22 protein-coding genes and 1 riboswitch are annotated in these 26,129 nt (G+C 42.5%); of the genes, 3 read left to right on the forward strand and 19 right to left on the reverse strand.

Annotated features, from left to right (window positions below; translation table 11 throughout):
• Window positions 1–37: 37 nt before the first annotated feature.
• The 13 genes from BABA_RS24845 to BABA_RS24905 form a co-directional block, all read right to left on the reverse strand.
• A complete protein-coding gene (locus BABA_RS24845; RefSeq protein ID WP_007088036.1) occupies window positions 38–817 on the reverse strand; it encodes a 2-keto-4-pentenoate hydratase in 780 nt (259 codons plus the stop codon).
• 61 nt (window positions 818–878) lie between these two features.
• A complete protein-coding gene (locus BABA_RS24850; RefSeq protein ID WP_007088037.1) occupies window positions 879–2,348 on the reverse strand; it encodes an aldehyde dehydrogenase in 1,470 nt (489 codons plus the stop codon).
• 11 nt (window positions 2,349–2,359) lie between these two features.
• Window positions 2,360–2,809 (reverse strand): RidA family protein, encoded by a 450-nt coding sequence (locus BABA_RS24855; RefSeq protein ID WP_007088038.1) that lies wholly within the window; start codon window positions 2,807–2,809, stop codon window positions 2,360–2,362.
• Window positions 2,806–3,822: an amidohydrolase family protein gene (locus BABA_RS24860; protein WP_007088039.1), complete on the reverse strand. Its 1,017-nt coding sequence runs from the start codon at window positions 3,820–3,822 to the stop codon at window positions 2,806–2,808. The genes BABA_RS24855 and BABA_RS24860 overlap by 4 nt, the downstream gene beginning before the upstream one ends.
• Window positions 3,813–4,349 (reverse strand): 3-hydroxyanthranilate 3,4-dioxygenase, encoded by a 537-nt coding sequence (locus tag BABA_RS24865; RefSeq protein ID WP_007088040.1) that lies wholly within the window; start codon window positions 4,347–4,349, stop codon window positions 3,813–3,815. The genes BABA_RS24860 and BABA_RS24865 overlap by 10 nt, the downstream gene beginning before the upstream one ends.
• A 158-nt stretch (window positions 4,350–4,507) precedes the next feature.
• Window positions 4,508–5,836 carry an MFS transporter gene (locus BABA_RS24870; RefSeq protein ID WP_007088041.1) on the reverse strand — a complete coding sequence of 443 codons (1,329 nt, stop codon included), beginning with the start codon at window positions 5,834–5,836 and terminating at the stop codon, window positions 4,508–4,510.
• An 18-nt stretch (window positions 5,837–5,854) separates the two neighbouring features.
• Window positions 5,855–6,763, reverse strand: coding sequence for an alpha/beta hydrolase (locus BABA_RS24875; RefSeq protein ID WP_007088042.1), 909 nt, complete (start codon window positions 6,761–6,763; stop codon window positions 5,855–5,857).
• 360 nt (window positions 6,764–7,123) lie between these two features.
• A complete protein-coding gene (locus BABA_RS24880) occupies window positions 7,124–7,507 on the reverse strand; it encodes a Na-translocating system protein MpsC family protein (protein ID WP_157273261.1) in 384 nt (127 codons plus the stop codon).
• A gap of 23 nt (window positions 7,508–7,530) precedes the next feature.
• On the reverse strand, window positions 7,531–8,277 hold the full coding sequence (locus BABA_RS24885) for an IclR family transcriptional regulator (protein WP_007088044.1): 747 nt from the start codon (window positions 8,275–8,277) through the stop codon (window positions 7,531–7,533).
• A gap of 351 nt (window positions 8,278–8,628) precedes the next feature.
• On the reverse strand, window positions 8,629–9,021 hold the full coding sequence (locus BABA_RS24890; RefSeq protein ID WP_007088045.1) for a VOC family protein: 393 nt from the start codon (window positions 9,019–9,021) through the stop codon (window positions 8,629–8,631).
• A 56-nt stretch (window positions 9,022–9,077) separates the two neighbouring features.
• Window positions 9,078–9,365 carry a putative quinol monooxygenase gene (locus BABA_RS24895; RefSeq protein WP_007088046.1) on the reverse strand — a complete coding sequence of 96 codons (288 nt, stop codon included), beginning with the start codon at window positions 9,363–9,365 and terminating at the stop codon, window positions 9,078–9,080.
• Window positions 9,366–9,726: 361 nt separating this feature from the next.
• Window positions 9,727–12,867: an efflux RND transporter permease subunit gene (locus BABA_RS24900; RefSeq protein WP_007088047.1), complete on the reverse strand. Its 3,141-nt coding sequence runs from the start codon at window positions 12,865–12,867 to the stop codon at window positions 9,727–9,729.
• Window positions 12,868–13,015: 148 nt separating this feature from the next.
• Window positions 13,016–15,373, reverse strand: coding sequence for a bifunctional YncE family protein/alkaline phosphatase family protein (locus tag BABA_RS24905; RefSeq protein ID WP_007088048.1), 2,358 nt, complete (start codon window positions 15,371–15,373; stop codon window positions 13,016–13,018).
• Between the two features lie 378 nt (window positions 15,374–15,751).
• Here BABA_RS24905 and brnQ point away from each other — a divergent pair, with 378 nt between their 5' ends.
• Window positions 15,752–17,122: a branched-chain amino acid transport system II carrier protein gene (gene brnQ, locus BABA_RS24910; protein ID WP_007088049.1), complete on the forward strand. Its 1,371-nt coding sequence runs from the start codon at window positions 15,752–15,754 to the stop codon at window positions 17,120–17,122.
• A gap of 381 nt (window positions 17,123–17,503) precedes the next feature.
• Here the strand turns inward: brnQ and BABA_RS24915 are convergent, their stop codons facing one another.
• From BABA_RS24915 to BABA_RS24935, 5 genes are all read right to left on the reverse strand, one after another.
• The gene (locus BABA_RS24915) at window positions 17,504–18,460 is read right to left on the reverse strand and encodes a transketolase family protein (RefSeq protein ID WP_007088050.1); all 957 of its coding nucleotides are present in this window, start codon (window positions 18,458–18,460) and stop codon (window positions 17,504–17,506) included.
• Entirely contained in the window at window positions 18,457–19,308 is an 852-nt protein-coding gene (locus BABA_RS24920) for a transketolase (RefSeq protein ID WP_007088051.1), read from the reverse strand. The genes BABA_RS24915 and BABA_RS24920 overlap by 4 nt, the downstream gene beginning before the upstream one ends.
• A gap of 90 nt (window positions 19,309–19,398) precedes the next feature.
• On the reverse strand, window positions 19,399–20,775 hold the full coding sequence (locus BABA_RS24925) for a PTS ascorbate transporter subunit IIC (RefSeq protein WP_007088052.1): 1,377 nt from the start codon (window positions 20,773–20,775) through the stop codon (window positions 19,399–19,401).
• Between the two features lie 23 nt (window positions 20,776–20,798).
• Complete coding sequence (locus BABA_RS24930; protein WP_007088053.1) at window positions 20,799–21,080, reverse strand: PTS sugar transporter subunit IIB; 282 nt, start codon at window positions 21,078–21,080, stop codon at window positions 20,799–20,801.
• A 23-nt stretch (window positions 21,081–21,103) separates the two neighbouring features.
• Window positions 21,104–23,167, reverse strand: a complete 2,064-nt coding sequence (locus BABA_RS24935; protein ID WP_007088054.1) for a BglG family transcription antiterminator — start codon at window positions 23,165–23,167, stop codon at window positions 21,104–21,106.
• Window positions 23,168–23,391: 224 nt separating this feature from the next.
• On the opposite strand from BABA_RS24935, the gene BABA_RS24940 reads away from it, so the two are divergent.
• Entirely contained in the window at window positions 23,392–24,180 is a 789-nt protein-coding gene (locus BABA_RS24940) for a histidinol-phosphatase HisJ family protein (protein ID WP_007088055.1), read from the forward strand.
• 48 nt (window positions 24,181–24,228) lie between these two features.
• Here the strand turns inward: BABA_RS24940 and BABA_RS27780 are convergent, their stop codons facing one another.
• On the reverse strand, window positions 24,229–24,366 hold the full coding sequence (locus BABA_RS27780; RefSeq protein ID WP_162829852.1) for a hypothetical protein: 138 nt from the start codon (window positions 24,364–24,366) through the stop codon (window positions 24,229–24,231).
• A 47-nt stretch (window positions 24,367–24,413) separates the two neighbouring features.
• Window positions 24,414–24,498: riboswitch (cyclic di-GMP riboswitch) on the reverse strand.
• A 475-nt stretch (window positions 24,499–24,973) separates the two neighbouring features.
• On the opposite strand from BABA_RS27780, the gene BABA_RS24945 reads away from it, so the two are divergent.
• Entirely contained in the window at window positions 24,974–26,059 is a 1,086-nt protein-coding gene (locus BABA_RS24945; protein ID WP_007088056.1) for a BMP family lipoprotein, read from the forward strand.
• Window positions 26,060–26,129: the final 70 nt, after the last annotated feature.

The raw sequence follows: 26,129 nt of genomic DNA on the forward strand, positions 1-26,129 counted from the left end.
GTGCTGTTACCGATTTACGCATATCAGCCGGATTGCATTATTCGAAATGAACCGTTACCGACCCAAGTGCACCAAACTTCGCTTCAATGGTGTCCCCGGCAGCAACCGGTACGGCGCCGGATAATGCTCCTGGTAAAATTAATTCATCTTTTTTCAAAGTAATTCCGAATTCATGTAATTTATTGGCGAGCCAAGCAATCGCGTGTGCCGGATGGCCAAGTGCCGCCGCACCCGCTCCTGTTGCAAGAAGTTCATTATTTTTAAATAGAGACATGCCAGCTGTACGTAAGTCCACACCATCGAGCGCTGTATAGTTATCGCCCACGACCACTTTAGCAGAAGAACCATTATCGGCCACTGTATCAATTAATTTGATTTTCCAGTCTTCTACCCGGCTATCGATAATTTCGAGTGTCGGCACCACATATTTGGTTGCCATCACCACGTCTAAATAGGTAACATTCGGTCCGACTAAATCCTCTGCAAGAACAAAACCGATTTCCGCTTCAATCTTAGGCGAGATCATCGAATCGGCCTTTACCGTTGCGCCATTCTCCACACGCATATCATCTAACAAATGGCCATAATCCGGTTCATTCACGTTCAGCATTTTTTGCATAGCTGCACTTGTTAACCCTACCTTTTTTCCAATAACCTTTTTCCCTTGGGCTAGCTTTACATTGACCGCTTCCAATTGGATTTGATAGGCATCCTTCACCGTTAACTGTTCATCGCGATCCGTCAAGGCTTGAACCGCTTGCCGCGTTTCTTCCGCTTTCAATAGTTCATGTGCATACTCAATCGTTCGTACTCCCACCAGAATATCCTCCTCATTCAAAATAAACAAAAGGTGAGCATGTCACCTTTTGTTTATTGCTTTATTTTTTCATCGTAATGGTTTTCGCTTCTGTATAGAAATCAAAACTATGGCGTCCGCCTTCACGGCCGATGCCGCTCGCTTTAGCTCCGCCAAATGGTGTGCGTAAGTCTCGGACATACCAGCAATTCACCCATAATAAGCCGGAGTGAACTTGTGATGTCACGCGGTTTGCGCGTCTTAAATCATTTGTCCACACAACACCTGCCAAGCCATAGATGGAATCATTGGCAATTTGAATTGCCTCTTCTTCCGTTTTAAATGGAATGATCACCGGTACAGGTCCGAAGATTTCTTCCTGGGCAACGCGCATTTTATTATTTACATCATAAAGAACAGTCGGCTCATAGAAGTTTCCTTCTGTGAGACCCGGGGCCCGCTTACCGCCATGGGCCAATTTTGCACCCTCCGCAAGCCCGATTTGTACGTATTCATCAACAGATTGTAAATGGCCTTTTGATACGAGCGCGCCCATATCCGTCGATTCGTCTGTCGGATCACCGACTTTTATTTTCTTCACGGCCGCAACAAACTTATCTAGGAATTGATCGTAAATACCTTCTTGAACAAGGATGCGCGAACCGGCTAAACAAATTTCACCTTGGTTGCGGTATATCGCCTCAATTGAACCGGTAACGGCTTCATCTAAATCAGCATCTTCAAAAACAATATTTGCCGATTTGCCTCCAAGTTCTAAGGAAACAGGGATTAGGTTTTCAGCGGCATTGCGCATCACTGTTTTTCCGGTATTGGACTCACCGACAAACGAAATTCTGCGAACGGATGGATGGGATGCCATTACAGTCCCCACTGAACCTCCTGGGCCAGTGATAATATTCAGTACGCCAGGTGGCAAACCGGCTTCATTGGCAATCTCACCAAGCAAGACGGCACTTAATGGTGTATAAGATGCCGGTTTAATCACGACAGTGTTTCCTGCTGCCAAAGCAGCTGAAGCTTTCCACGTCATTTGCATAAACGGCAGATTCCACGGAATGATTAAACTTGTCACACCCGCAGGCGCATACTGGACATAGGACATGTGATTGCTCATATCAAAATGCTCATGGACCATGTATTTGGCCATCTCAGCGAAAAAGCGGAAGTTTTGGGCAGCGCGAGGAATATCAAAACCGCGGCTTTCCTTTATCGGCTTTCCGACATCTAATGTTTCAACTAGTGCCAGCCGATCGACATTTTCCATAATTAAATCGGCCATCCGGCAAAGGATCTTTGATCTTTCTTCAACAGGCATGTTACTCCAAACGCCGCTCACAAATGTGCGCTGGGCAACGTCAATCGCTAGCTTTGCATCCTCTTGGCCGCCATTGGCAACCGAAGCATGCTTTCGATTTGTTGCAGGATTCAGGGAATCAAACGTTTCCCCTGAGAGTGCGTCCCGATACTCCCCATTGATAAAAAGCTTCGCATCTTGAATGATGGTATTTTCAGCCACTAATTCTTTTGCCACATCCGTTCCTCCTATTCCTCGACTTCCAGAATCAGTTCAATTTCAATTGCCGTGTTGTTCGGTAATTGGGCCATTCCCACTGCTGAACGGCCATGCTTTCCTTTTTCGCCAAACACTTTCAAAAGTAGATCAGATGCGCCGTTCATGACTTTCGGCTGGTCGGTAAACTCTTCCGTACTATTGACCATTCCGAGCACTTTGACGAACTGCTTGACCTTACTTAGTTCACCCAGTTCATTTTTCACCACACTTAAAAGGTTCAACATCGATTGCTGTGCGGCTAAATAGCCTTCTTCGACCGTTAAATCCCGGCCCAGTTTCCCGTGGTATTGGTCGACGCCCTGACCGGCAGTGAACAACAAATTCCCGGTTCTCACACAAGCTACGTAGCCTCCATGTGCTGGACGTAAAGCGGGTAACTCCAGTCCTAATTCCGCTAGCTTTTCCTCTGGTGTATTCATGATTTGATCTCTTCCTTTATTTCAATATTTAAAAAGGCAAGTGCATTTTTGCCTAACATGTCCTGTTTTTGTTCTTCCGTCAGTTCAATCGTGTCATCAATGACCTTTCCAGGCGGAATTTCCCTTAATAAAAACGGATAATCCGAACCCATTACCACTTTTTCATGGCCAAAACGTTCAACTAAATATTTAATGTTTAACGGATCATAATTTAAAGAATCAAAGTAAAAGTTTTTCGCATAATGGCTTGGCGGATTGCTGATTTGGCGTAATTCCGGCCATACTTTCCACCCCTGATCCAAGCGCGGTAGGATATATGGGAAAGACCCGCCGCCATGGGCGAAACAAATCTTTAATCCTGGGAATTTCTCCATCACACCGCCGCAGATTAGGCTGGCAGCAGCCAAAGCCGTTTCACTTGGCATGCCAACGGTGTACATGAAATTATGGCGCGGCATCCGTTCTCTGCCTAACGTTTCCCACGGATGAATAAACAATGGTACTTCCCATTTTTCCGCCATTTCGAAGAACTTTGTAAAAGCAGGATCATCCAAGTTTTTACCGTTGATATTCGTCCCGATTTCAATGCCTTTTAAGCCAAGCTCATGAATACAGCGATCCATTTCGCGAATCGAAACCTCTACATCCTGTAATGGAACCGTTCCAAGGCCGATAAAGCGGTCCGGATACTTTTTCACGGTATCTGCGATAAAATCATTTTGAATTTTCGACATTTCTTCTGCCGCTTCCGGTTCGGCCCAATAAGAGAACGTCACAGGAATCGGCGACAAAACTTGGATATCAACACCTTCTTTATCCATATCCGCGATTCTTTTTTCCGGACTCCATACCTGGTCCGTTACTTCACGGAACACTTTCCCGGCGACCATGATGTTCGCGCCGCAGGAACATGTTTTCTCCAGCGTCGGCCAGCGTTCGCCGCCAAATTTTTGGGCGAAGTTTGGAATGTCTTCGGGAATGATATGTGTATGAAAATCTACTCTCATTTCCATAACCCTACTTCTTCTGACATTACGTGGCCGCAGCTTTCACATGTACGAAGATCTTGGCTGCTATTGAATTCTTCAATCGCTCCTTTTACTTGCGTTTCTATATTAGTCAGCTGCACACTCTTCCGGTGCATTTCCTTATCACAGTTATCACAGAACCAAACGAAATCTTCCAGTTCTCCTGTGGCACGCTTCCGTTCAATTACCAAGCCGTAAGTATCTGCTACACGGTGCGGGGAATGCGGCACATTTGCCGGCAGCATAAATACTTCTCCTTCCTTCACCGTTACAACTTCACGTTTGCCATTATTAATGACCTCGACATAGCAATCGCCTTTAATTTGATAAAAGAATTCATCTGAAGGATCGACGTGGAAATCACGGCGTTTGTTCGGCCCGCCAAGAATCATACAGATAAATTCGGAGTCCTCCCAAAGCACCTTATTATTTACTGGCGGCTTGAGTTGATCCTTATTTTCTTCAATCCATTTTACTAAGTTAAAAGCATTTAATTTTGTCATCGTAGCCATTTATAATTCCTCCAATTTATTATTTTTCTTAGTAAATCGTCAGGAGGTCTATAACCCTTGAAGTCTACTAAGTTTCTAATACCAATATAGTGAAAAAGCGCTTTCAGTAAAATTGAGTTTTTTCATAATGTGAAATTAGTTGAATTTTTTAAAAATATTTATGATTGCTGATTCGATTGATTTGTCGGTACGAACAAAATCACTACGGAAGCTATAACGGCTATTATGGCAAACAAATAAAAATTAAATTGGAAGCCTACACCCATGCTTAAAATGATTCCAACAAGGATTGGCCCGGCAACTGCACCGAAACGTCCGATGGCGGAAGAGATCCCAATGGCAGTGGCACGATTCTGGGAATTATAGTGTTTCATCACATAACTCGCCAGGACAAAAGTTGTGCCCGTGGTTCCAAACCCTGCGACCGCAATAAGCAAATACATAATCACGATATTGAACTTGATACTAAGCAGGGCGATACTTAATGCGGCTAAAAAATAGGTAAAGCAAATGACTTTTTTCGGACGAATCCGGTCCGCTGCTGCTCCTGCTATAATTCCACCGAAAATAGCGGCCAGATTAAAGATAAGTAAAAATGCCAAACTCGATTTCATCGGATAACCTGCTTGTTGCATAATTTTCGGCAGCCACGTATTCATGCCGTAAATGAGGAGAAATGCCAAGATATAAATGAAACTGAATAACAAGGTGGAGGTCAGATATTTTTTTGAAAAAATACTAACCAAACTATTCGATTTCCCTGCCACTTCCTCTTCACCGGCCGCTTCCTCTGCCAACTGATGTTTTTCCATCAGCTTTTGGGCTTTCGATTGCTGATTGGATGCCTGTAAAAATTTGATCGACTCTGGCAAATACTTCATGGCAAACGGGACGATTAGAACTGGGATCGTACCCAGCCAAAATAAAAATCTCCAGCCGAAAGGTGCAATGAACAGCATGCCGGAAACCGCTGCCGCTACTCCGCCAAAAGCAAAACCGGTATACATTAATACATAGACTAACGAACGATATTTTGCCGGTGAATATTCCGTGGTTAAGGCCGATGCAGCCGGAACAATTCCCCCTATTCCTAATCCAGCAATAAAACGGAACACAGCAAAACTTTCTGGCGAATTGGCCAAAGCCGACAACATCATCATGATGGACAATAATACTAAGGACAGAAGTAACACTAGTTTTCTTCCAAATTTATCTGATAAAACACCGCCGACAGACGACCCAACAAACATCCCCAATAGGGCATAGCTTCCCATTGCCCCTGCCTGTGTGGCGGACAAGCCCCATTCACTTGGATCCATAAGGGATGGAAGGACCGCCCCGTAAACAACTAGGTCATAGCCTTCAATAAAAATAGTCAGCCAACAAATAACGGTGACTAAGATAGTTATTTTACTCAATGGTTTCGTTTCAGCAGATCCCCGTTTGGATGGCTGATTTTCGACGGCTACATAGGCATTATTTTTCATTACACATGACCTCCTGTTTTAATTGATTAATGGTAAATTTTCAAATTGAGCTAATACTTCGATTTGCCTCTTGGAAAAATTCACCCTATGACTCTGTTGAACGGTATTCTTAAGAAAAGAAATGATTTTAGGATAAAGAAGATGGTTTGGATAATCAGTAATGGTGCCTCCCTCAATTCCAGGTAATTGATTAAACCAGAAATGACCTTTATCCTCTATTTCCGTGACCTCTACCTCAATGTTTGCTTCTGTTAATTTTTCATAGAAGACGTGTGATTGTGAAGGATTCAGGATCTGATCTTTCCCACCCCAAATGAGATAAAAGTTGGTATCAAATGTTGGGCTGGTGACTGCCTCGTCAATATACGTAACTGGTGAAGCCCCAGCGAAAGCCCTTTCATTTTCCTTAAAGGGTAATCCAAGTAATTTTTCAAACATATTATTTTTCCGCTCCCGAACGGGATGTAGACACTCCGCTACTAGATCATAGACGCCATACACACCAATAACAGAACAGATCTTATAACTAAATGGCCGAACCTTTAACGCGAAAAGTGCAGCTAAGTAGGCACCGGCTGAATCCCCGATAAGACCAATCTTGCCAACATCTAACCCCCTTTCATTCGCTTGAAAAACCAGCCAATTCATAGCCATCTCTACATCTTCTAAAGCGCCTGGATAGGTAGAATAGGAGGAAGTGGCCAGCCTGTAGTTAATTGCCATTACGAAATACCCCTCCCCGGCAAGCTTTTCCCCCCAGTCTTTATACATTTCTTTCGAACCCGTTTGAAAGGCACCGCCATGAATCAATACTAAAACCGACAAATCTTCCACTATCAGTGATGGCTTATACAGATCCGCCGTTAAATATTCCTTTTCCGTCTTACCAAACACTACATTTCTTTCTACAAGGACATGATTCGTCATCTACTTTTTCTCCTTTTAAGATTTTAAACAACAAGAAAAGCGTAAACGCCCTGGTCAGCGGCGTATGACCTGGAGCACTCCAACTGAGATAAAGGAAACACGGTGAGCTTCGCTGCCCGATGTTGACTTATCGTAGGGCGGAGAGCGAAGGACACTAGCCGCTAGGGCGCTGGAGCTGGACAACAAAAAAACCATAACTGCACAGACCATTCCTATCGGAACAATCTAGAACAGCTATGGTTTGCCTTCTTTAAAGACCACCCATTGCTAGGCATGGCTTATGGATATACAGGAGCAACTGTATACGTTTGTTGTAATCATTATAATACCGAATATTCCGCATATTGTAAATAAAAACTTTTAGGAGCTTTTCCACATATTTTTTTCCAATAATAATACGGCTGTTGCTGAGTCATTTTCCAAATTCCAAGATTCATAGTTTTCGAGCACCCTGCATCCAAGAAATTCCTCAAACTTAGCAATTCGATGTTCTTTATCCATGTCTAAAAATACTCTTCTTGACTCTATCACGACCCTTTTTCCCTCTGGGCTTTGAATGAGCTTTCTTTCTCGTTCTGTTAATATGCCGCGGAGGAAATAAACGATCGTATCACCCATAAATCGAACTTCGGCACTTTTAGGACCTTTCCCACCCTGCTTTTTCACATAATTGTTTACAAAACTTAAGAATTCTGCCTCAAATGTCTTGGGGTCCGTATGCTTTATAATAAAGAACACCTCCATAAAATGTTGTGGAATGGCGCGGATTAAATTTCAATATACCCTAATTCTTTTGAGATGGACTGCGCCGTATTTCTGACACTTTGGATGATCATGTCTCGATTACTGCCTTGCATATAGGAAGTGGGTCCGACTAAATTAACTGCCGCCAGTATGTCGCCAGAATAGGAAAAAATCGGTGCTGCAATCCCATACATGCCATCTGAATTTTCATTATTGCTGATAGAGTAGCCATGTTTCCGAATCTCCGCTAGCTCTTTTTTTAACTGATGAATATCTGTAATGGTATTGGGGGCCTCATATGACAACCCCCGATTAATAGTCTCTTGTAGAAATATTGGATTGTACGCAAGCAAAACCTTTCCAGAGCTCGTAGCATAGGCTGGTTTCCTTGACCCGATGTACGTTTGGATGGGTGTCGATTCCTGGGAATTTACCCTTAAAACAAAGACAACAGTCCCTTTATCAAACATGGCAATATGGACAGTTCCTCTAAATCGATTGATCAATTCCTTTACCAATGGCATCGCTTTTTCGTAAACATCTTGCTGAAACATCACATGATTATTCCACTCTAGTAATTTCCAGCCAAGCCGATATTTTTTCCGATTATCCTTCATCAATACCCCTTCATCACATAATGTGGAGACGATGTGATGGGCAGTACTCACATTCATGCCTAGTTTATCTGCAATCGTTCCAATCCCCAAGGCAGGATCTTCATTTGAAAAACAGCTTATAATTTGACAAGCTTTTCTAACGGACTCAATCACAATAGACTCCCCCCTCTATTCTTAAAAAAAGGGCTTAAATAATAGAATAATTAGAATTATTTTAAATTTATTATAATGAAGTCTCTTGAGGGAAGCAAGGGGGCGGGTCTTCAGTTAAAGGACAATCCTTACATTCCTTTGGACGGGTGTATTTTAGTAGTAGAGCAGGGGACGGTTCTCTCGCTTTATTTTTTCCTCAGGGAAGAAGCAAGATTTAAACAATAATTCTTAGACACCAAAAAGCACACGTTATTTCATAATTGAAATCTCGTGTGCTTTTTATTGAAAAATCAAGATATACCCATAATGCCCCAACGAACTGTTTCAAATTTCAAGATAAATGTTCCTTTCTTAACTTCTCATATGTGGGGATTCAGGGTTCATCTCCATAAACTCGAGCCAATTTCCATCGGGATCTACTATCCAAAATTGATAGTTCAAAGCCATTCCTTGAGAAATCTCTACTTCTAAAGGGACTCCCTTTTTCTTTAATTGATCCGCCGTTTCTTGGATATTATCTACTTCGAAACAAATATGCTCCGCTCTATCTCTAGCTCCCCCGGTGCCCCCGTAAAATAATTCAATGAAACACCCGTCAGCCACTTTCACATACACAATCCACGGTTCGCCATTTGGATCATTCAATTCAAACGCTTTCTTAAAACCAAGCTTATTACAATAAAAATCCAATGATCGTTCCATATCTACTACATGAAATCCTTTGTGATTAATCCCTTTAATCATCGTCTATTTCACCTCATATTTTTCAAAATCGCAGTTAGAAACAAATGGTATGAACATTATTCTACTTCTCGATAAAGGTTGATTTCTGTACTTTCCCGAAGTTTTCGAAGCTCTGGAACAATTTTCAAAACATGTTCACTTTGATTGTGTTGGTTTATTGCCTCTTCATTCACCCATTCTTCAAGCATAGTAAGGATGGTCGGATCATGGATATCTTCATGAATCGTGTATGTTATACAGCCTTTTTCTTTTCTGGTTTCTGAAATCACTTCTCTAGCTATTTTTAAATATTCTTCAACGGTTACACCTTGTTTTAGTTTGGCTTTACATACAACTTTAATCATTTTATTAACTCCCTTTCTTTTTTGGGGTCTAGCTCAACACCATCATTTTACATGATTTTCGATAGTATTTTACAGCTATATGATTATATTTGAACACGGTAATTGCTAATGTGATCTGGAGGATTTCCCCAATAGCATTTTCAAAATAGTGCCAATAGAAAGCCTAATGTCCGCGTCTCGTACCCAGCAGGAAACTCCGTCAAGAACTCCGCCATTCCGTTTCCATCCGCTTGCTGGCGGCCACGCAAAAACGTTTCGTTATTTGTTGGCTCAATATGTTCAGGATTTTCTTCATTTTCAAGGGCTGAGTTACCGAAACCTGAGTAAATTCCGAAAGTTCCACAGGGTCGGATCTCCAGCTTTAGAGCAGAAGAACCGTCCCCTGCTTCCTTTCCTGCTGCTGACGGTTTCTTGTCTTATTCCTCTTTACATTCAGCCATTCATACATAATGGGTATGATGAAGAGGCAGATAATCGTGGAACTGATCATCCCGCCGACAACGACAACCCCGAGGGTTTGCGATACAAGTGTGTTTCCGTTACTTGAAGCCGCTAAAGGTAGCAAGGTCAGGATCGTCGTTCCCGCTGTCATGAGCACCGGCCTCACTCTTGTTGCGGTTCCGAAAAGGATTGCCTGTCTCACTTCCATCCCTGCAGCAAGATTCCGTTCAATTTTATCGACGAGGACAATTCCGTTAGTGACCGCAATGCCAGCAAGCATCAACAAGCCAATCAAGGCAGCCAGATTCCATTCCATACCAAGAATCGCCATGCCCCAAACAGACCCAATCAATGCCATCGGAATACAGATCAATACAGCAGCCGGTGCATGCCAGCCGCGAAAGACCGCACTGACAATCATCAGGACGAGTGCAAGCGACAATATGAGCGCAAGGCTCATCTCCATTACCATTTGCTTGACTTGCTGAGAGATTCCGCCAAGCGAATAATCAACACCAGATGGAAGGTTCAACCCGTTCATGGTTTCGTTTACTTGTCTCGTTACCTTGCCAATGTCCCGTGTGACAATATTCCCAGTTACGGCAGCAAACGGACTGCCGTCCCGTTCACTGATAACTGTTTGGCTGCTCGTCTCTAATGTCGTAATTTCCGCCAACGACACCTGTGACCCATCCTTGGCCGTAAACGTTTCATGTCCAATTTTTGAAAGAATTGTTTTTTCCGGATTCGGGTCGCCAGCCGATACGAGGCTACCTTGAGCCGTATCCATTTGCAGCTCAATCGGAATCGCCACCTCTCCAGCGATAACGTCCATTCTTACATTTTGAGGTAAATAGCGGTTCATTCGATTCGTAATTTCATCGACATTCAGACCTAAGTCTTGAATACTGCTCTGATTAAGTACAAGGAAATGCTTCATCGACTCATTGGCATCATTCGCCGTTCCTTCTACACTTAAGCCCGGAATCATCTGCAGTTTACTTCTTACCAAAATCGCAGCTGAATCGAGTTCACGCTGGTCTCCCCCAGTTAATATCACCTTTAAGCGCGAATCATCGCCGGCAATATTTTGATTGGCAACAGTAAAGACCGCATTAGTTGATAACGCCCCAAGCTGGCTCCGCAATTGTTTCACGAATAGGTCTGCGTCTGTTTGTTTCTTGATGCCAACAGATATATTGGCGATATTTTGTTTTTGAACCCAACCGCCGCCTTCATCAAACACATCGTCAAACATTGGCGTAAACGTTGAACCCAGAGTAGACGTATAGGTCTCAACCTCAGGGACATCTTTTAAGATGGTTTCAATATTTTTTACCTCAGCATCCACATCAGCAAGAAGGGATTGTTCAGGAAGTTCCACCTGAATGGTCACACCATTGGCATGCTCTCTTGGAAAAAAATTCACTGGCAGAAAAGCAGCTACAGCAGCTGTAATAGCGAATAACGCTAGGGTAAGGATCACAATTACTTTTTTCTTAAAAAAGACCCATTGAAGTACGGTTCTCGCTTTCATCTCCATGTCAACGGACTTCGTGATGGGCTGTTTTTTCCAGCATACATAGGCTAAAGCAGGGACAACCAAAATCGAAACAGCCAGTGAGGTGACAAGGGCAATCACAACGGCCCAAGCAAATCCGGAAAAAGCTGAACTAATCATCCCACCAATCAACGAAATAGGCAGAAACACGGCGACGGTAGTCGCAGTGGAGGAAACAATAGCGGGAATCATTTCCACTACCCCACCTGCCAATGAATGAGCTGTTATCGGGCCGCCCGTTCGTTCCATTTGTTTTCTGTACATATTATCAATCACGACAATCGAATCATCAACCACTCGCCCCATCGCCACGATTAATCCAGAAATGGTTAAGATATTCAAGCTGACATCCATCGCTTTCAGAATCGCTGTTGCAGCAAGGAGGCAGACCGGCAATGACAAGGCGATAATCAGGGTGGAACGGATATTTCTAAAAAAGACAAATACACAGATGACCGAGAACAATATTCCTAATAATCCTTCTTTGATTAACCCTTTTAAAGCAGTGTTTATTTCATTTCCTTGATCTTGTAAGATACTGAGATCAACCGCTTTTGCCTTGATTTCAGGAAGGGCCTGGATTCGCTCGTTAATTCGTTCCGTGACATCGGTTACGTTGGCTGAAGGTGTTTTTAATACATCAAGAAGAACACTTGGCTTTCCCGATGTTCTTGAAATCGTATGTACGTCAACGAGGCCGCTCTTAATCGTGGCGATGTCCTGCAAAACGACCGTTTCCCCGTCTGGAGTAGGAATACTAAGGTTGTTCAGATCGGTACTATTAATCTCCCATCCCGTAATGCGGATGGGCATCGATAGTCGCCCTTCAGGTCCGCCGTCTTCTTTTATCGTCCCTTGCGGCCAAATCGGATGCATCGAAGAAAGAGCATTTTGGATATCTTTCATGGTTAATCGGTATTTTTCGACCGCATCGGCTTGCAGCGTCACTATGTAACCGGATTGGCCTGCACCTGTAACACGCACTTCGCTTACTCCGGGAACACGTTTCAATTCATTTACTACGTTATCTTGAACCGATGTACGCAAATGACTTTCATCTACATTTTCGCTGGTCAAACTCAACCGCAGGACGGGAAAAGAGTTCGTACTGACCCGTGAAACGAGAGGTGTATTCACATCATCCGGCAATTTGATTTTTCCAACGGCCTTCTTTACGTCGTCTTCTGCCTTTTCCATATCCGTATGGTTCGGGAAGTAAAAGCTTACCATAAGACCACCATCGAAGGAGTTGGATTCAATGTAGCTAAGCTTATCAACAGATTGAACCGCTTCCTCCACTTTTGCCGCAATCGTTTGTTTCACCTGATCGGCTTGATAGTGGTCGGCTTGAATCGTGGCCATAAGAGCCGTATTGTTAATTGGCGGCAGATAATCACGCTGCATCTGAAAAGCAGACATCGCCCCCCATGTGATGATCAAAGCGACACATGTTAGGATTAAAACCGACCGTTTCATTGCTGCTTCAATAAATCGATTCATGGAAAAATAAACCACCTTTTCAAGTTATAAATGAATTAGAGCTTACATAAAAAAGGTGATCCAAAGAATAGAGTTTCCACCTGCACCATCTTGTATTGGTGCTTGCGGTGCTACTATTTTCGCTTTGTTTCACCCAATTTATCATGATTTAGTTAGACTTTTTGTCCCCAGGATATGGTTTATCTCCTTTTGTCGCTTTCCACAGTATCTTGTTTAATTTTTCAGGGTTTGCATGATCAACCCCTGTAAAGTCTAGTTCTGCAGATTCTTTTGCCATTGGCGCGTTTACCCCATTTTTCCGATCAAGTGGATAGGTTGGTTCAATCACCTTAAAAGGAGTAAAGGCTGGTTTATGGGTGAACGAATTGACCATTGGAACAGCCGAGGCATCGAATTGGGTCATTGGCTTCATACCCAGGATCATTTCCATCGTTCGCAGCATGGAAGTGGTATCATAAAGGGTACTGTCCACCTTGCCTGTTTGCGTGTACGGGCTGATTACGAGTGATGTCGTACGGTGGGCATCCACTGAATCCCATCCATTCTGGGCATCATCCTCTGTCACAAAAATAGCCGTGTCTTTCCAATATGGAGAATGGCTGACCATCTCAACAAGCTTTCCAAGTGCATAATCGTTTTGCGCGACCATTGCTTGCGGTGTTAATTCTCCTACCTTTGTTCCAAGCGTATGATCATTAGGCAGACGAACGACTTGCAGCTGTGGCAGATTCCCGTTTTTTACAAATTGCTGAAATTCCTCTGCCCACGCCTCATATCGGGTAAGGTCGGAAATTTTCAGATCATAGGAAGGAAAGTCCGGGTCAAAGTTATTGCCCATACTAGGCTCATTCGCCACATATTTTCCGGTCTTTTTGTCATAATTAACGAATTCGCCATAGTTTCTAAAAGTGACACCCGAGCGAGCGGCATTCGACCAGAGGAATCCTGCTTTAGGATAGGCAGCCTCATTATCCCCTTCAAAATCATAGCCGCGGTTACGTCCGGAATAGTTGGCAAGCCAATTTTTCTCAACATAATCATTGGATTGGGCCGCCGTAGACCAGTTATGACCCTGGGCGCTGATTTCCGCATTCGCATAAAAGTTGTCCAATAAAACGAATTGATCCGCAAGTTGATGGATATTTGGCGTAATATCTTTGCCAAAGATCGTTAAGCTAGGGTCGCCGTTTCCTTTTTTCACATCGCCAAATACTTGATCATACGTGCGGTTTTCCTTGATTACATAAATGACATGCTTGATCGGTGATGCCTGACCTTCGAAGCGAGGGATTGGGAATTTATCACTTGCACTAAAACCTGTTGGCTTATAAATCTCATTATTCTTTTCTACTTGTTTCGTATATTTTTTCAACTGCTTCTCATCCGGAATAGCGATGAATGACATCGTTCCTTTGATCATACTTCCAATATACTCGCCATTCCGGTTTGAACCGGCTCCAAGACCCTTTGCATTCAGAACCATGAGTTTATCTTCATTTAAGTAAACACCGCTTGGGTACCAGCCAGTAGGAATTCTCCCTGTCACTTCTCCTTTTTGCAGGTTCACAACGGCTACATCGTTTGTTCCACCGTTCGTAACGTAAAGCGTGTTTCCATCTGTATTTAAAGCAAGCGCATTTGGCTGATTTCCTGCAGGAGCATTTTTATAGGTGCTCAGTGAAATCGTTTTGATTTCTTTTTGTTGGTTAGGGTCAATGACGGAAATGGAATCACTGTCGGAATTCGCTACATAGAGTTTGCCGTCCGCAGTGTTTTCAATAATCGCATTTGGATGCAATCCGACGGGAATGGTGCTTTTAATCTCCAGCGTTTCCGGATCAACAACACTGATGCTGCTCTCACCCCAGTTGCTGACATAAAGGGAATTCCCATCATGGCTTAATTCGGCCGTGTATGGATTTTTGCCAACAGGTGTGGTTTTTACAATTTGATTGGTGGAAAGATCGACTTTTGAAACGGAATGATGTAAATTATTTGCTACTAATAGAAACTTCCCGTCCTTTGAAACAGATAATCCAGCCGGATAGAAGTTGGTTTTGTTTTGATCTGTCAGCATAATTGGAGATCGCTCAGCCAATGTTCCGTTTTCAAATCCATAGACGCGGATTTTGTTATTACCGCCCGCTGATGCATAGACCGTTTTTCCGTCCGGGCTAAAGGCGACCCCTAAATAAAGAGCTTCAGGGGATGTGTAAGGAATGGTCTGAACGACTTTCTGGGTGTTAACATCCACTACTTGAAGGGATTGCTCACCTTGTCCATCGTTTGAGACAAGAAGATATCGATGATCAGGGCTTAATACACCGCCCATTGGAAAATCACCAAGCGTCACTTGTGAACCCTGTGGCGTAACCGTCCAGCCATGAGGGGTAACAGCTGTTCCATTTTCTTTCGGACCGACCAATTTCGTGTATGCCGCATAGGTTGACGTTGAACCAAGAAGCACTGTCACAAGCGATGCTGCTAGTAACTTTTTGTGTTTCATTTTAACAACTCCTTTTTCATTTGATTTTGGTTTACAAATTCAATCCTACTCCCCGTTTGTAAATTGGAAGTTAAGGGAAACTAAAGAAATATAAAGAAAATTAGGAAAATATATTGATTGCAATCTATCATTAGGAGGGATTTCCTATCATTTAGAGGATATAGCACCGACAATTTACGTATTTTTTTCAGATACCCTTGCCACTCTTCCAAAAAAAAGAGAGACAAGCATGATGCTTGTCTACAATTTTCAAAACATGTTCACTTTGATTGTGTTTGTCTATTGCCCAAAAAACAAAATGCCACAAGAATCATCCCCTTGGTTCCTCCCAAAAAAGGTGTTAAAATAGGTGGAATTCATCTTAGAAGGAGCACAGAAATGCAACAAAAAATATCATTTTCAACCTATGCCATCATTGGCACGATGCTATTCGGAATGTTCTTTGGCGCAGGAAACTTAATCTTCCCCATCCAAATGGGGCAGCTCGCGGGCACGAACTTTTGGCCGGCTTTAATTGGGTTCCTCGTAACCGCCATTGGCCTGCCTTTTATGGGGATTTTAGCATTTGGTTTGTCCGGAAGTAATGGATTACGTGATCTAGCTGGTCGGGTTCATCCACTATTTGGCGTCGTCTTTGCCATGGCACTTTATTTAACCATTGGGCCGTTTTTCGCCATTCCACGGACAGCGACGGTTCCTTTTGTGGTCGGTTTTGAACCATATATGAACCCAGCGCACGGCAGTTTATATCTCGCACTCTTTAGCTTTGTATTTTTTGCTATCGTCTATTATTTCTCATTGAATCCGGCGAAAATCATCGACTATATCGGCAAATATTTAACCCCAGCGTTTTTGGTATTTTTATTCCTCTTAATTGTCATTGCGATCGTTAAACCGATGGGGCACTTCGGTAAGCCAACAGGTGACTATAGTGAATTGGCTTTTATCACCGGCTTTAAAGAAGGATACAACACGATGGACGCGCTCGCCTCCCTTGCCTTTGGGATTGTTGTCATCCATGCGATTAAAGGACAAGGCATCACCGATCCGAAGGCAATCGCGAAAGCAACATGGAAATCAGGCATTTTCGCCATGGTACTGATGATGCTGATTTACGGACTGATTACCTATATGGGAGCATCGAGCGAATCAGCAATCGGGACATTCGATAATGGCGGTTTGATCTTTGCGGCCGTAGCGCAGCATTATTTCGGATCTTTCGGCTCTATTTTATTAGCGATTATTATCGTACTCGCTTGTTTAAAAACTAGCATCGGACTGATTACGTCTTGCAGCGAGTTTTTTCATGGTATTTTTCCAAAAGTAAGCTATAAAATCTTCGTTCTGGTACTGAGTCTTGTCTCATTGATCATTGCCAACTTCGGCTTAAGCAATATTATTCAATACGCGGTACCAGTATTAATGCTATTGTATCCGTTAGCCATTGTTCTGATCTTATTAGTACTTGGTTCATCTTTATTTGGTCATAAGCGGAATGTCTATGCAGCTTCCATGTTTTTAACCTTTTGTGTAAGCTTCTTCGACGGCTACAGCACGTTAGTCAACAGCTTGCCAGGAGCGACTGTTCCTTTATTCGAGTCCATTAAATCGTTCTATATGGATACTTTACCACTCTACGATATTGGACTTGGCTGGATGTTACCAGCTTTAGTTGGGGCGTTTATCGGCTATTTCTGGCCAACACGCTTTAGTAGGAAACAGAAACATGGGGATAAAATTCCGTCGTAACATCCTTCTTCATGCTTATGAAGACCAAAACGCTGAGCAAATACAAGTAAAATGGTCTTCATCAAGCCGATGAAGACCAAAACCCTTAGCGAATACTAGTAAAATGGTCTTCATCAAGCAGATGAAGACCAAAACCCTCAGCAAATACTAATAAAATGGTCTTCATCAAGCAGATGAAGACCAAAACCCTGAATGGATACTACCAAAACGGTCTTCATCAAGTCATCAAGCCGAGTAAGTCACCCTCGGCCCAAAATGTATGAATGATCAACCATCTGCCAATCGACAAAATAGGGGCAAGTCTCGCTGTTTCCACAGTAGGACTTACCCCTTTATTATTTCGGTTAAGGAAACTGAGGCAAGAGAACCATCCACTGCTTCCTAAACCAATTCCCGTACCGCACCAGCAATATCTCCGGCTGTGAGTTTGTAGAATTCTTTTAGGTATTCGGCTTTTCCGACTTGGCCGAATTGTTCTTTGACACCGATTCGTCTCATTTTTGTTGGGCAGTGTTCGCTAAGAACCTCAGCCACGGCGCTGCCTAAGCCGCCGATGACATTATGGTTTTCGGCTGTGACAATTGCACCTGTCTTTTCAGCATATTTCACGATCAACTCTTGATCAATCGGCTTAATCGAATACATATCAATAACAGCTGCCTCTACTCCTTGTTCGTGAAGCAAATCTGCAGCCTTTAAGGATTCTGCTACCATGATTCCGCTCGCAATGATGGTCACATCGCTGCCATCGCGTAGAACCTTTCCTTTTCCTGCTTCGAAGACTTCATTCTCGTCATAAAGCTTGACGGCATTCTTTCGAATCGTCCGGATGTAATGAATTCCATGCTCTTTTTCAATTTTTCTAAGAAGGAACCTGAGCATGGCCGCATCACTTACTTCGTAAACAGTAGCGTTTGGAATCAGACGGGCAAGGCCTAGATCTTCAAAGGCCATGTGTGTACCGCCGTTATGTTCAGCCGTCACACCCGCATCAGATCCTAAAATTTTGATATTCGTTTTCGCATAGGCTCCTGACACAAATAGCTGGTCAAAAGCACGACGTGTGGCAAATTGGCCAAACGTATGCACGTAAGGGATTTTGCCTGTAAGTGATAAGCCTGCCGCAACCCCCATCATATTGGCTTCCATGATGCCACAATTGATTAATTGATTGGGAATTTGCTTGATGATTTTATTCGTCGTAATCGCGCTCATCAAATCTGCTTCTAATGCAATCACATTGGGATTTTCCTTCGCCAATTCCAGAATCGTATTAGCATACACTTGCCGCATTTCAATTTTGTCTAGTTCATACGTTTTGGATGGTGCCTGAATCATGATTTCACAGCCTTTCCAAGTTTGTTTTCCAACGCCTCAATGGCGTCTAAAATAGCGACTTCATCAGCTTGATTTGGACGGATATGATGATTGTCGGCCTTTTCCTCCAGGTAGGGAACGCCTTGGCCTTTCACGGTATCTAGAATAATCGCAACGGGTCCAGCCGATTGCGCTTTTCCTTTTTCGATAGCTTCATAGATTTGTTCCAATGAACTGCCGTTTACCTTCAATGTATAAAAACCAAACGCGGCAAATTTTTCTTCAAAATCTAGTGGATCAATAATATCTTTTGTAAGGCCATCCAGCTGCTTCTTATTATCATCGATAAACACAAAGAGGTGATTCAATTTATGATGGGATGCAAATTGGAACGCTTCCCAGCACTGGCCCTCATTTAATTCACCATCGCCCACTATACAATACGTATAATTTTCTTTTGCTGATAGTTTGTGAGAAAGGGCTACACCAACGGCCGCGGAGATTCCTTGACCTAGAGAACCGGTTGTCATATCCACGCCTGGTGTTAAATTCCGATCAGGATGGGAAGGGAGCGTCGTTCCATTTTGGTTTAATGTATAAAGCACTTCTTCTGGAAAAAATCCTTTCACCGCCAAGGTGGCATATAACCCAGGGCCTCCGTGACCTTTTGATAAAATAAAATAATCACGATCCTCCCAATTTGGGTCATTAACATCCACCTTCATGACTTGCCCATATAATACCGCCAACGCTTCAACGATCGACAAGCTGCCGCCATAATGACCAAAACCGAGATTGTATAACTCTTTTAATGTCTTTAGACGAATCTCATCGCGGAACGTCTCTAGTTTTTGAAGATCGATACTCATGAAAAATCCTCCCTTTTCAATGTTGATGACGTACTAATAAAATGCACTCCTGGTGGAACACCCCAAGAGTGCCTGAGATTTTTTAAAAAATTAAGCGCCGATTTGTTGTGACTTATTGCCGTCTTTGCCTTTTTTGAAAAAACCGAATACAACAGCGAGTAAAACCAAGCCCACAACGGTAACGGTAACGCCCGTTGCTCCAAACGATTTAGCGATATTCCCAAGGAAGATTCCCGATGCAGCAAAGTCTGCGTCAGAGAAAGTCGTGCTGGCAAATCCTAAGTCGCCAAGAACCGGCATTAAGAAGACTGGCAGGAAGGTAATCAGCAAACCGTTTGCGAATGAACCAATCGTTGCGCCGCGGACACCACCTGTTGCATTTCCGAATACTCCTGCTGTTGCCCCTGTGAAGAAATGGGGAACAACACCTGGTAAAATAATGACCTGGCCTGTAAGACCTAGGATAATCATTCCGACAATCCCGCCGGCGAAGCTTGAGAAGAAACCGATTAATACAGCGTTTGGTGCATAAGGGAATACAATCGGACAGTCAAGCGCTGGTTTTGAATTTGGTACAAGTTTTGTAGAAATCCCTTTGAACGCAGGAACAATTTCAGCTAGGACAAGTCGAACACCGGCAAGGATCACAAATACCCCTGCTGCAAACGTAACCGCCTGAATGAGGGAGAAAACAAGATAATGAGTGCCTCCGCTCAATTCTTTTTCAATATAAGAAGGACCTGCAAAGAGGGCAATAATCACATAAAGAATAATCATCGTCAGCGAAATCGTGACAGAACTATCGCGTAGGAAGCCCAATCCTTTAGGGAATTTGATTTCCTCAGTTGAACGTGAATTTTTTCCGACCGCCTTGCCGACAAGACCTGAAAGAACATAGCCTAAGCTTGAAAAATGCCCAAATCCAACATTGTCGTTACCCGTAATTTTTTTCATAAATGGCTGACAGATGGCAGGGAATACAGCCATGATTAAACCTAGGGCAAGGGAACCGACAATCACAAGCGGTACACCTCTTAAGCCTGAAACCATTAAGATAACAGCAAGCATACATGCCATATATAAGGTATGATGACCGGTTAAGAAGATATATTTAAGTCTCGTAAAGCGCGCTATTAAAATATTAGCCAACATTCCGAAGAACATAATGAATGCGGTTGTGCTGCCATATTTCGTTAAGGCCATCGCCACAATCGCTTCGTTATTCGGGACAACGCCATTTACGTGGAACGCCTCTTGGAACATCTTTCCGAAGGGGTCAAGGGAACCAACGATAATCCCAGCCCCAGCACCAATTACGAGGAAGCCTAAAAATGTTTTGACCGTACCTTTAATAATGTCACTTAAAGCCTTTTTCTGAATAATAAGTCCGACAAAGGATATTAACGCAACCAAAACAGCCGGCGTACTCAAAATATCCATGACTAATTTAAGCAATCTTTCCCCCATGGTTTAACCCTCCTTTGATTTTTTTAAAGCAATCCTTTTTGTGCAAGAACCTCTTTCAATTTGGCACGAAGGCCATCCATATCAATAATGCTTTCGATGACAATCACCTCACCTAAATGTCCCATTCCTTCCGCAATGTCCTTTGCAGCAATAAAGAGATCCGCCGAATCAGGCGTTGCTGAACTGAGGTCTGAATGTTCTACTTCGATACCGCTTACCCCTAATTCCCCTAAGATTTGTTGAACATTCATCTCCAACATAAAGCTGCTTCCTAAACCTGATCCACATACGGCTAAAATTTTCATTGTAATTTCCTCCTAATTTTTAATTACACGAGTGCAGAGTATTGCTTAAATAATTCAAAGATTTGATCTGTTGATTCGGCTTCCTTCAGTAATTCAATGTTGTTTTTCTCACTAAGAAGTTTGGTTAATTGTGAAAGTGCCTTGAGATGTGTGGTATTGTCAATGGCGGCAATGCAAAACAGCAACCGAACAGGATACTTTTCATCATCTAAAAAATAAACCGGCTTGTTTAGCTTTAAAAAGCTCATTCCTACCTGATTAACGCCCATTTCAGGCCGCGCATGCGGAATTGCCACTTCTGGGCCAATGACCACATAGGCACCTAAGGTTTTAATATTGTCAATCATGGCATCAATGTAAGAAGACTCAATGGCACCTGTCGCGAGCAACGGTTTCGCCGCTACTTTTACAGCCTCCTCCCAATCCGATAGCTGTTCCACAATCTGAACAGTTTCCTCTTTTAATAAATCATTTAACACTGGCTGATTCCCCCTTTGATGCTCCACTTTCTTTTGAAAGGTTAATTGACTTAAAGCCGTCTTTAACCCTTTCTCATCGTACACATTGGCAAATTTGCCGATGGTTTGAATGAGTTCTTTTAACGAAATATCCTGGTATTGAATCCCAAATAAATGCTGATACACTTCATTGACCAAACTGTTCTTTTCATTCGGCGTCATGATCGGCTTTACATAGAAGCAAGGAAGTGTAGTTACCAGTTCCACTGTTGAAAAAAGAAGATCATATTGGTCAACAGTCTGTTTTTGAAATTCCTGTAAGGACATACTTTTTTCGACAGTTATTTCTGAGAAAAGCGATTCTAGCTGGTGTTTAACCATGAGGGATGAACTAATCCCGCTCGGACAAACGACAATGGCTCGTTTCCTTTTCGGCATTTCTTGCTTGGGCCTTTCTAACATGGCGCCAAAATGCATCGTGATAAATCCTATTTCCTCTTCAGGTATCGAAATACTTAGTAAGGTGCCAAATGGCTGGAGCATTTCTTTTACAATCGTATAAAGTTCCTTATGCTCATGTTTAATTTGGTCAAGAAGTGGATTGTTAATGGGTATCCGATATTTCATTCGAAAATATGCTGGTTTTAAATGCTGGTACAACGAATGAATGACCTCGTCTTTTTTTTCAAAAACAATACAGGCCTTGGATTCAAAATCAAACACAAGCTGTTCACATATTTTAAAAAGTAAGTCCCGGTTCATGTCTTGCATAAAACGGTTTCCTAAAGATAAACCAAGTAGTTGGATGGTTAGATAACATTGCTCCGTGTCTACTTCTTCAAAATGAAGCAGCTCCGTTAATGTTTGTGATACCTTCCACATCGGATCCTTTTGTAATAATTTCATTTCATCCGCATGAAACTGGACGAATTTTCTTTCTTTTAACCGATAATGATAGAAAAGGAGAAAGTAGGCGAATTGCTTAATCCGTTCCTCGACAAAATGCAGCTCGAACTGTGTCTCCATTTGCAAAAGAGTACGATGGACCTCCGCAAACGGAAGGTGGCCCGTCCGATTCTTTAATAAATAATCGATTAGTTTTTCAAAGTAGGGAACAGATAACAGCTGGGACAAACAGTGCATGACAAGTACCCTCTTATCAAACTCCGTTCCTTTTAAATGGTAGCCATTCTGCCTGGAATAGCGAATTTCAACTAAGAATGGCTGATTCATTTCATTGACCTTTTTTACATCAGTTATAACCGTGTTCTTACTTACTTGTAACAACTGTGTTAAATGGAAGGATGAAATGGGCTCTTCTCGAATAAACAGATAAAGAATGATGAGATTCAAACGTTCCTCTTCTGTTAAAATAACATTGCGATCCTGGCTGCGATTTTGCTGCTCTCGAAAATAATTCCCCACCTCTTTTGGAACCTCGATAAAGTGGATCCCTCGAAAAGGAATGGCTGGAAGATCCCTTTCCTTTAACCAATGGTTGATTTTCTCTAAATCATAGTAAATTTGCCGTTTCGTTAATTGGGTGTGTTCCATCACCTGATTCATGGTTGTATTCTTCATTTTTAAAAGGTAATTCAGCAAAAAGGCTGGACGTTTCTCAATCATCATTGCCTTACCTCCTGTCATCATCATACAATAAAGCGTTTTCATATTGGGTACACATTGGGGACAATTGATGTCAGAGAAATCAGACAAAATTGGGCTCAACCTTATTTTGGATAAATAGTGGTGAGGATTTCAAGCACGGGGGAGGTGAATGGTGCTCCAAAGTTGCCAAGAACTTAAAATTAATAAAAAATAGATACATAGAAATCTTTCGGGGGGGAAATGTTATGTACTTAATGGATTACCATCATCACACGAACAATTCATTTGATTCCACTGCCATAATGGAAGAAGTTTGTAGGAGAGCACTGGAAAACAATATAAAAGAGATCTGTTTTACTGAGCATTTCTCGGTTAACCCGCTTGCGCCCACTTATGGTCATATGAATTTTGAGAAATACTTTAGGGAGATTCGCGATTGTCAGGAACAATTTCACAGCCAATTAACCGTTAAGGCCGGGATTGAACTGTGCGAGCCCCATCTTTTAATGGATCAATATGAGCAAACGCTCAAACACTTACATCTAGACTTCATTTTAGGCTCCGTACATAATATCAACAACCAAAAGCTTCGACTGGTAGGGAAGGAACATCAGCAACATGCCTATCAGCTCTATTTTGAAGAACTGTATAAAATGGTATCGGCAGCGGATATTGATGTGATCGCCCATTTGGATTTAATGAAACGCTATGGCTATAAAGAATTTGGAAACTATCCATTTGCGGACCATCAGGAAATCATCGAGCAAATTTTAAAAAAAGCGATTGAACGGAATATTGGCATTGAAATCAATACGTCAGGTCTTAGGGTCAGTTTGAACGAAACCCTGCCATCCATGAATATTATCCAACGATACCGGGAATTAGGCGGAGAGATTTTAACCATCGGCTCGGACTCGCACAAAGCCGAAACAGTCGGTGCGGGCCTAGTAGAGGCCTATCAACTAGCAAAGGAATGCGGATTTAACTATATTTATAAATTTGATAAAAGAAAAGCAATCCCCGTAGCGATATAAAGTAAAAAAGGGTAAGTCCCACTGCTGAAAGCAGCGTGACTTACCCCTTTATTGTTCTGATGGAATGGAAAACGAAGCAAAAGAACCGTCCCCTGCTTCATCACCTCTTTTAGCCGCAACCATTAAACTCATGGTGAAGAGCATGGCAAAAGAACCGACGATTAGACCTGCAATAAATAGTAACATAGTTCCCTCCAAAGGTATATTTCATAATTCGTAGGAAGGTGATCATATTCGGTATCTGGCTGGCATAGTTGATAAACCTTAGCCCCTATAGCTTTGCGCCACCATCTTTCAATGGATTTGCCCTTTCGTACGAACTATGTTTTCATTTCACATTATACCATAATTTACTAACATTAATAGTACTGTTAACCTATTAATTATAATAAAAATAGGACTAAACACCTTCTCCCCCTAAAAAAGTCCTTCCTTATCTAAATGCGACTAGAACCGTTTCTTTGGTACTCTGATTCATATATGAATATTTTATTGTATAATGGATATTTTATAAAAAAGTGAACCGGGTCAACACTTCTCTCCGAAACTTCTACCATCAGGTAGTACCTCCCATTTGCTTGCGGGCGGCGTGGTGGGTTTCCAATTTTCTAGAAAGTTTTCCCGAAAGAAACACTCACTAACTTCACTCATCGTTCGCTTTATACTTCGACAGGAAAGAAAAATGGAGTAAAAAACAGTTACGCGCTTCACAAACACGAATAAATGAAGTATAATCAAGACTTAAGTTTAGGTATTAAACAAAAGTTTACACATCATAGGGAGGCATATTATTTTGAAAAAGCGTAAAGTTGGAATGGCACTAGCACTTGTTCTTGCTACAGGTACACTATTAGGTGCATGTGGAAAAAGTAATGATAACAAAGGCGGCGACACTAGCAAAGGTGGAGACAATGAAAAAGGCTTCTCCGTCGCAATGGTGACCGACGTCGGTGGTGTCGATGACAAATCATTTAACCAATCTTCTTGGGAAGGTCTCCAAAACTTCGGAAAAGAAAATGGTCTAAAGAAGGGTAAAGGCGGATATGATTACCTTGCATCTAAATCGGATGCCGATTATACAACCAACTTAAATGCTCTCGTTCGTCAAAATTTTGACCTAGTATACGCAATTGGTTTCTTAATGCCATCAGCGGTAGAGGAAATTGCCAAACAACAAAAGGATCATAAGTTTGCCATCGTGGATGCAGAAGTCAAACTGCCAAACGTGGCAAGTATTCTCTTCAAAGAACAAGAAGCAGGATTCCTTGCGGGAGTTGCAGCTGCCCTTACAACAAAATCTAATCATATCGGATTTATTGGCGGGATGGAAGTTCCGGTTATCGAACGATTTAATGTCGGCTTTTTAGCTGGTGTGAAAGCGGCAAAACCGGAAGTAAAAGTCGATGTTCAATATGCAGGAGCGTTTGACAAGGCCGAACTTGGTCAAGCCATTGCTTCTAAAATGTACTCTTCGGGTACGGACGTTATTTTCCACGCCGCAGGAGCTACGGGTGTTGGACTATTCAAAGAAGCCAATGACCGCAAGAAAAAGGACCCAAGCAAAGACTTTTGGGCAATTGGGGTAGACCGTGACCAAGCGGACATGGGCGCAGATGTTGTCCTTACATCCGCCTTAAAACGCGTGGATGTAGCGGTTAAAGACCTTTCAACGAAAACAAAAGATGGCAACTTCCCTGGCGGCGAGGTTGCGTTATATGGCTTAGCAGAAGATGGTGTCGGCTTAGCACCAATCAATGACAAAGCAGCCAACAAAGCTGATATTGAAGCAGCTGTAAAAGATTGGGTTGGGAAGATTAAATCAGGCGATTTAAAAGTTCCAGAAACAAAAGATGAGTTAAAAACATTTAGTGTAAAATAATAAGAAAAGCGCAAGCGCCCTGGTCAGCGGCGTATGGCCTGGAGCGCTCCAACTGAGATAAAGGAAACAC

The organism is Neobacillus bataviensis LMG 21833 (genome assembly GCF_000307875.1).
Lineage (GTDB): Bacteria > Bacillota > Bacilli > Bacillales > Cytobacillaceae > Neobacillus > Neobacillus bataviensis.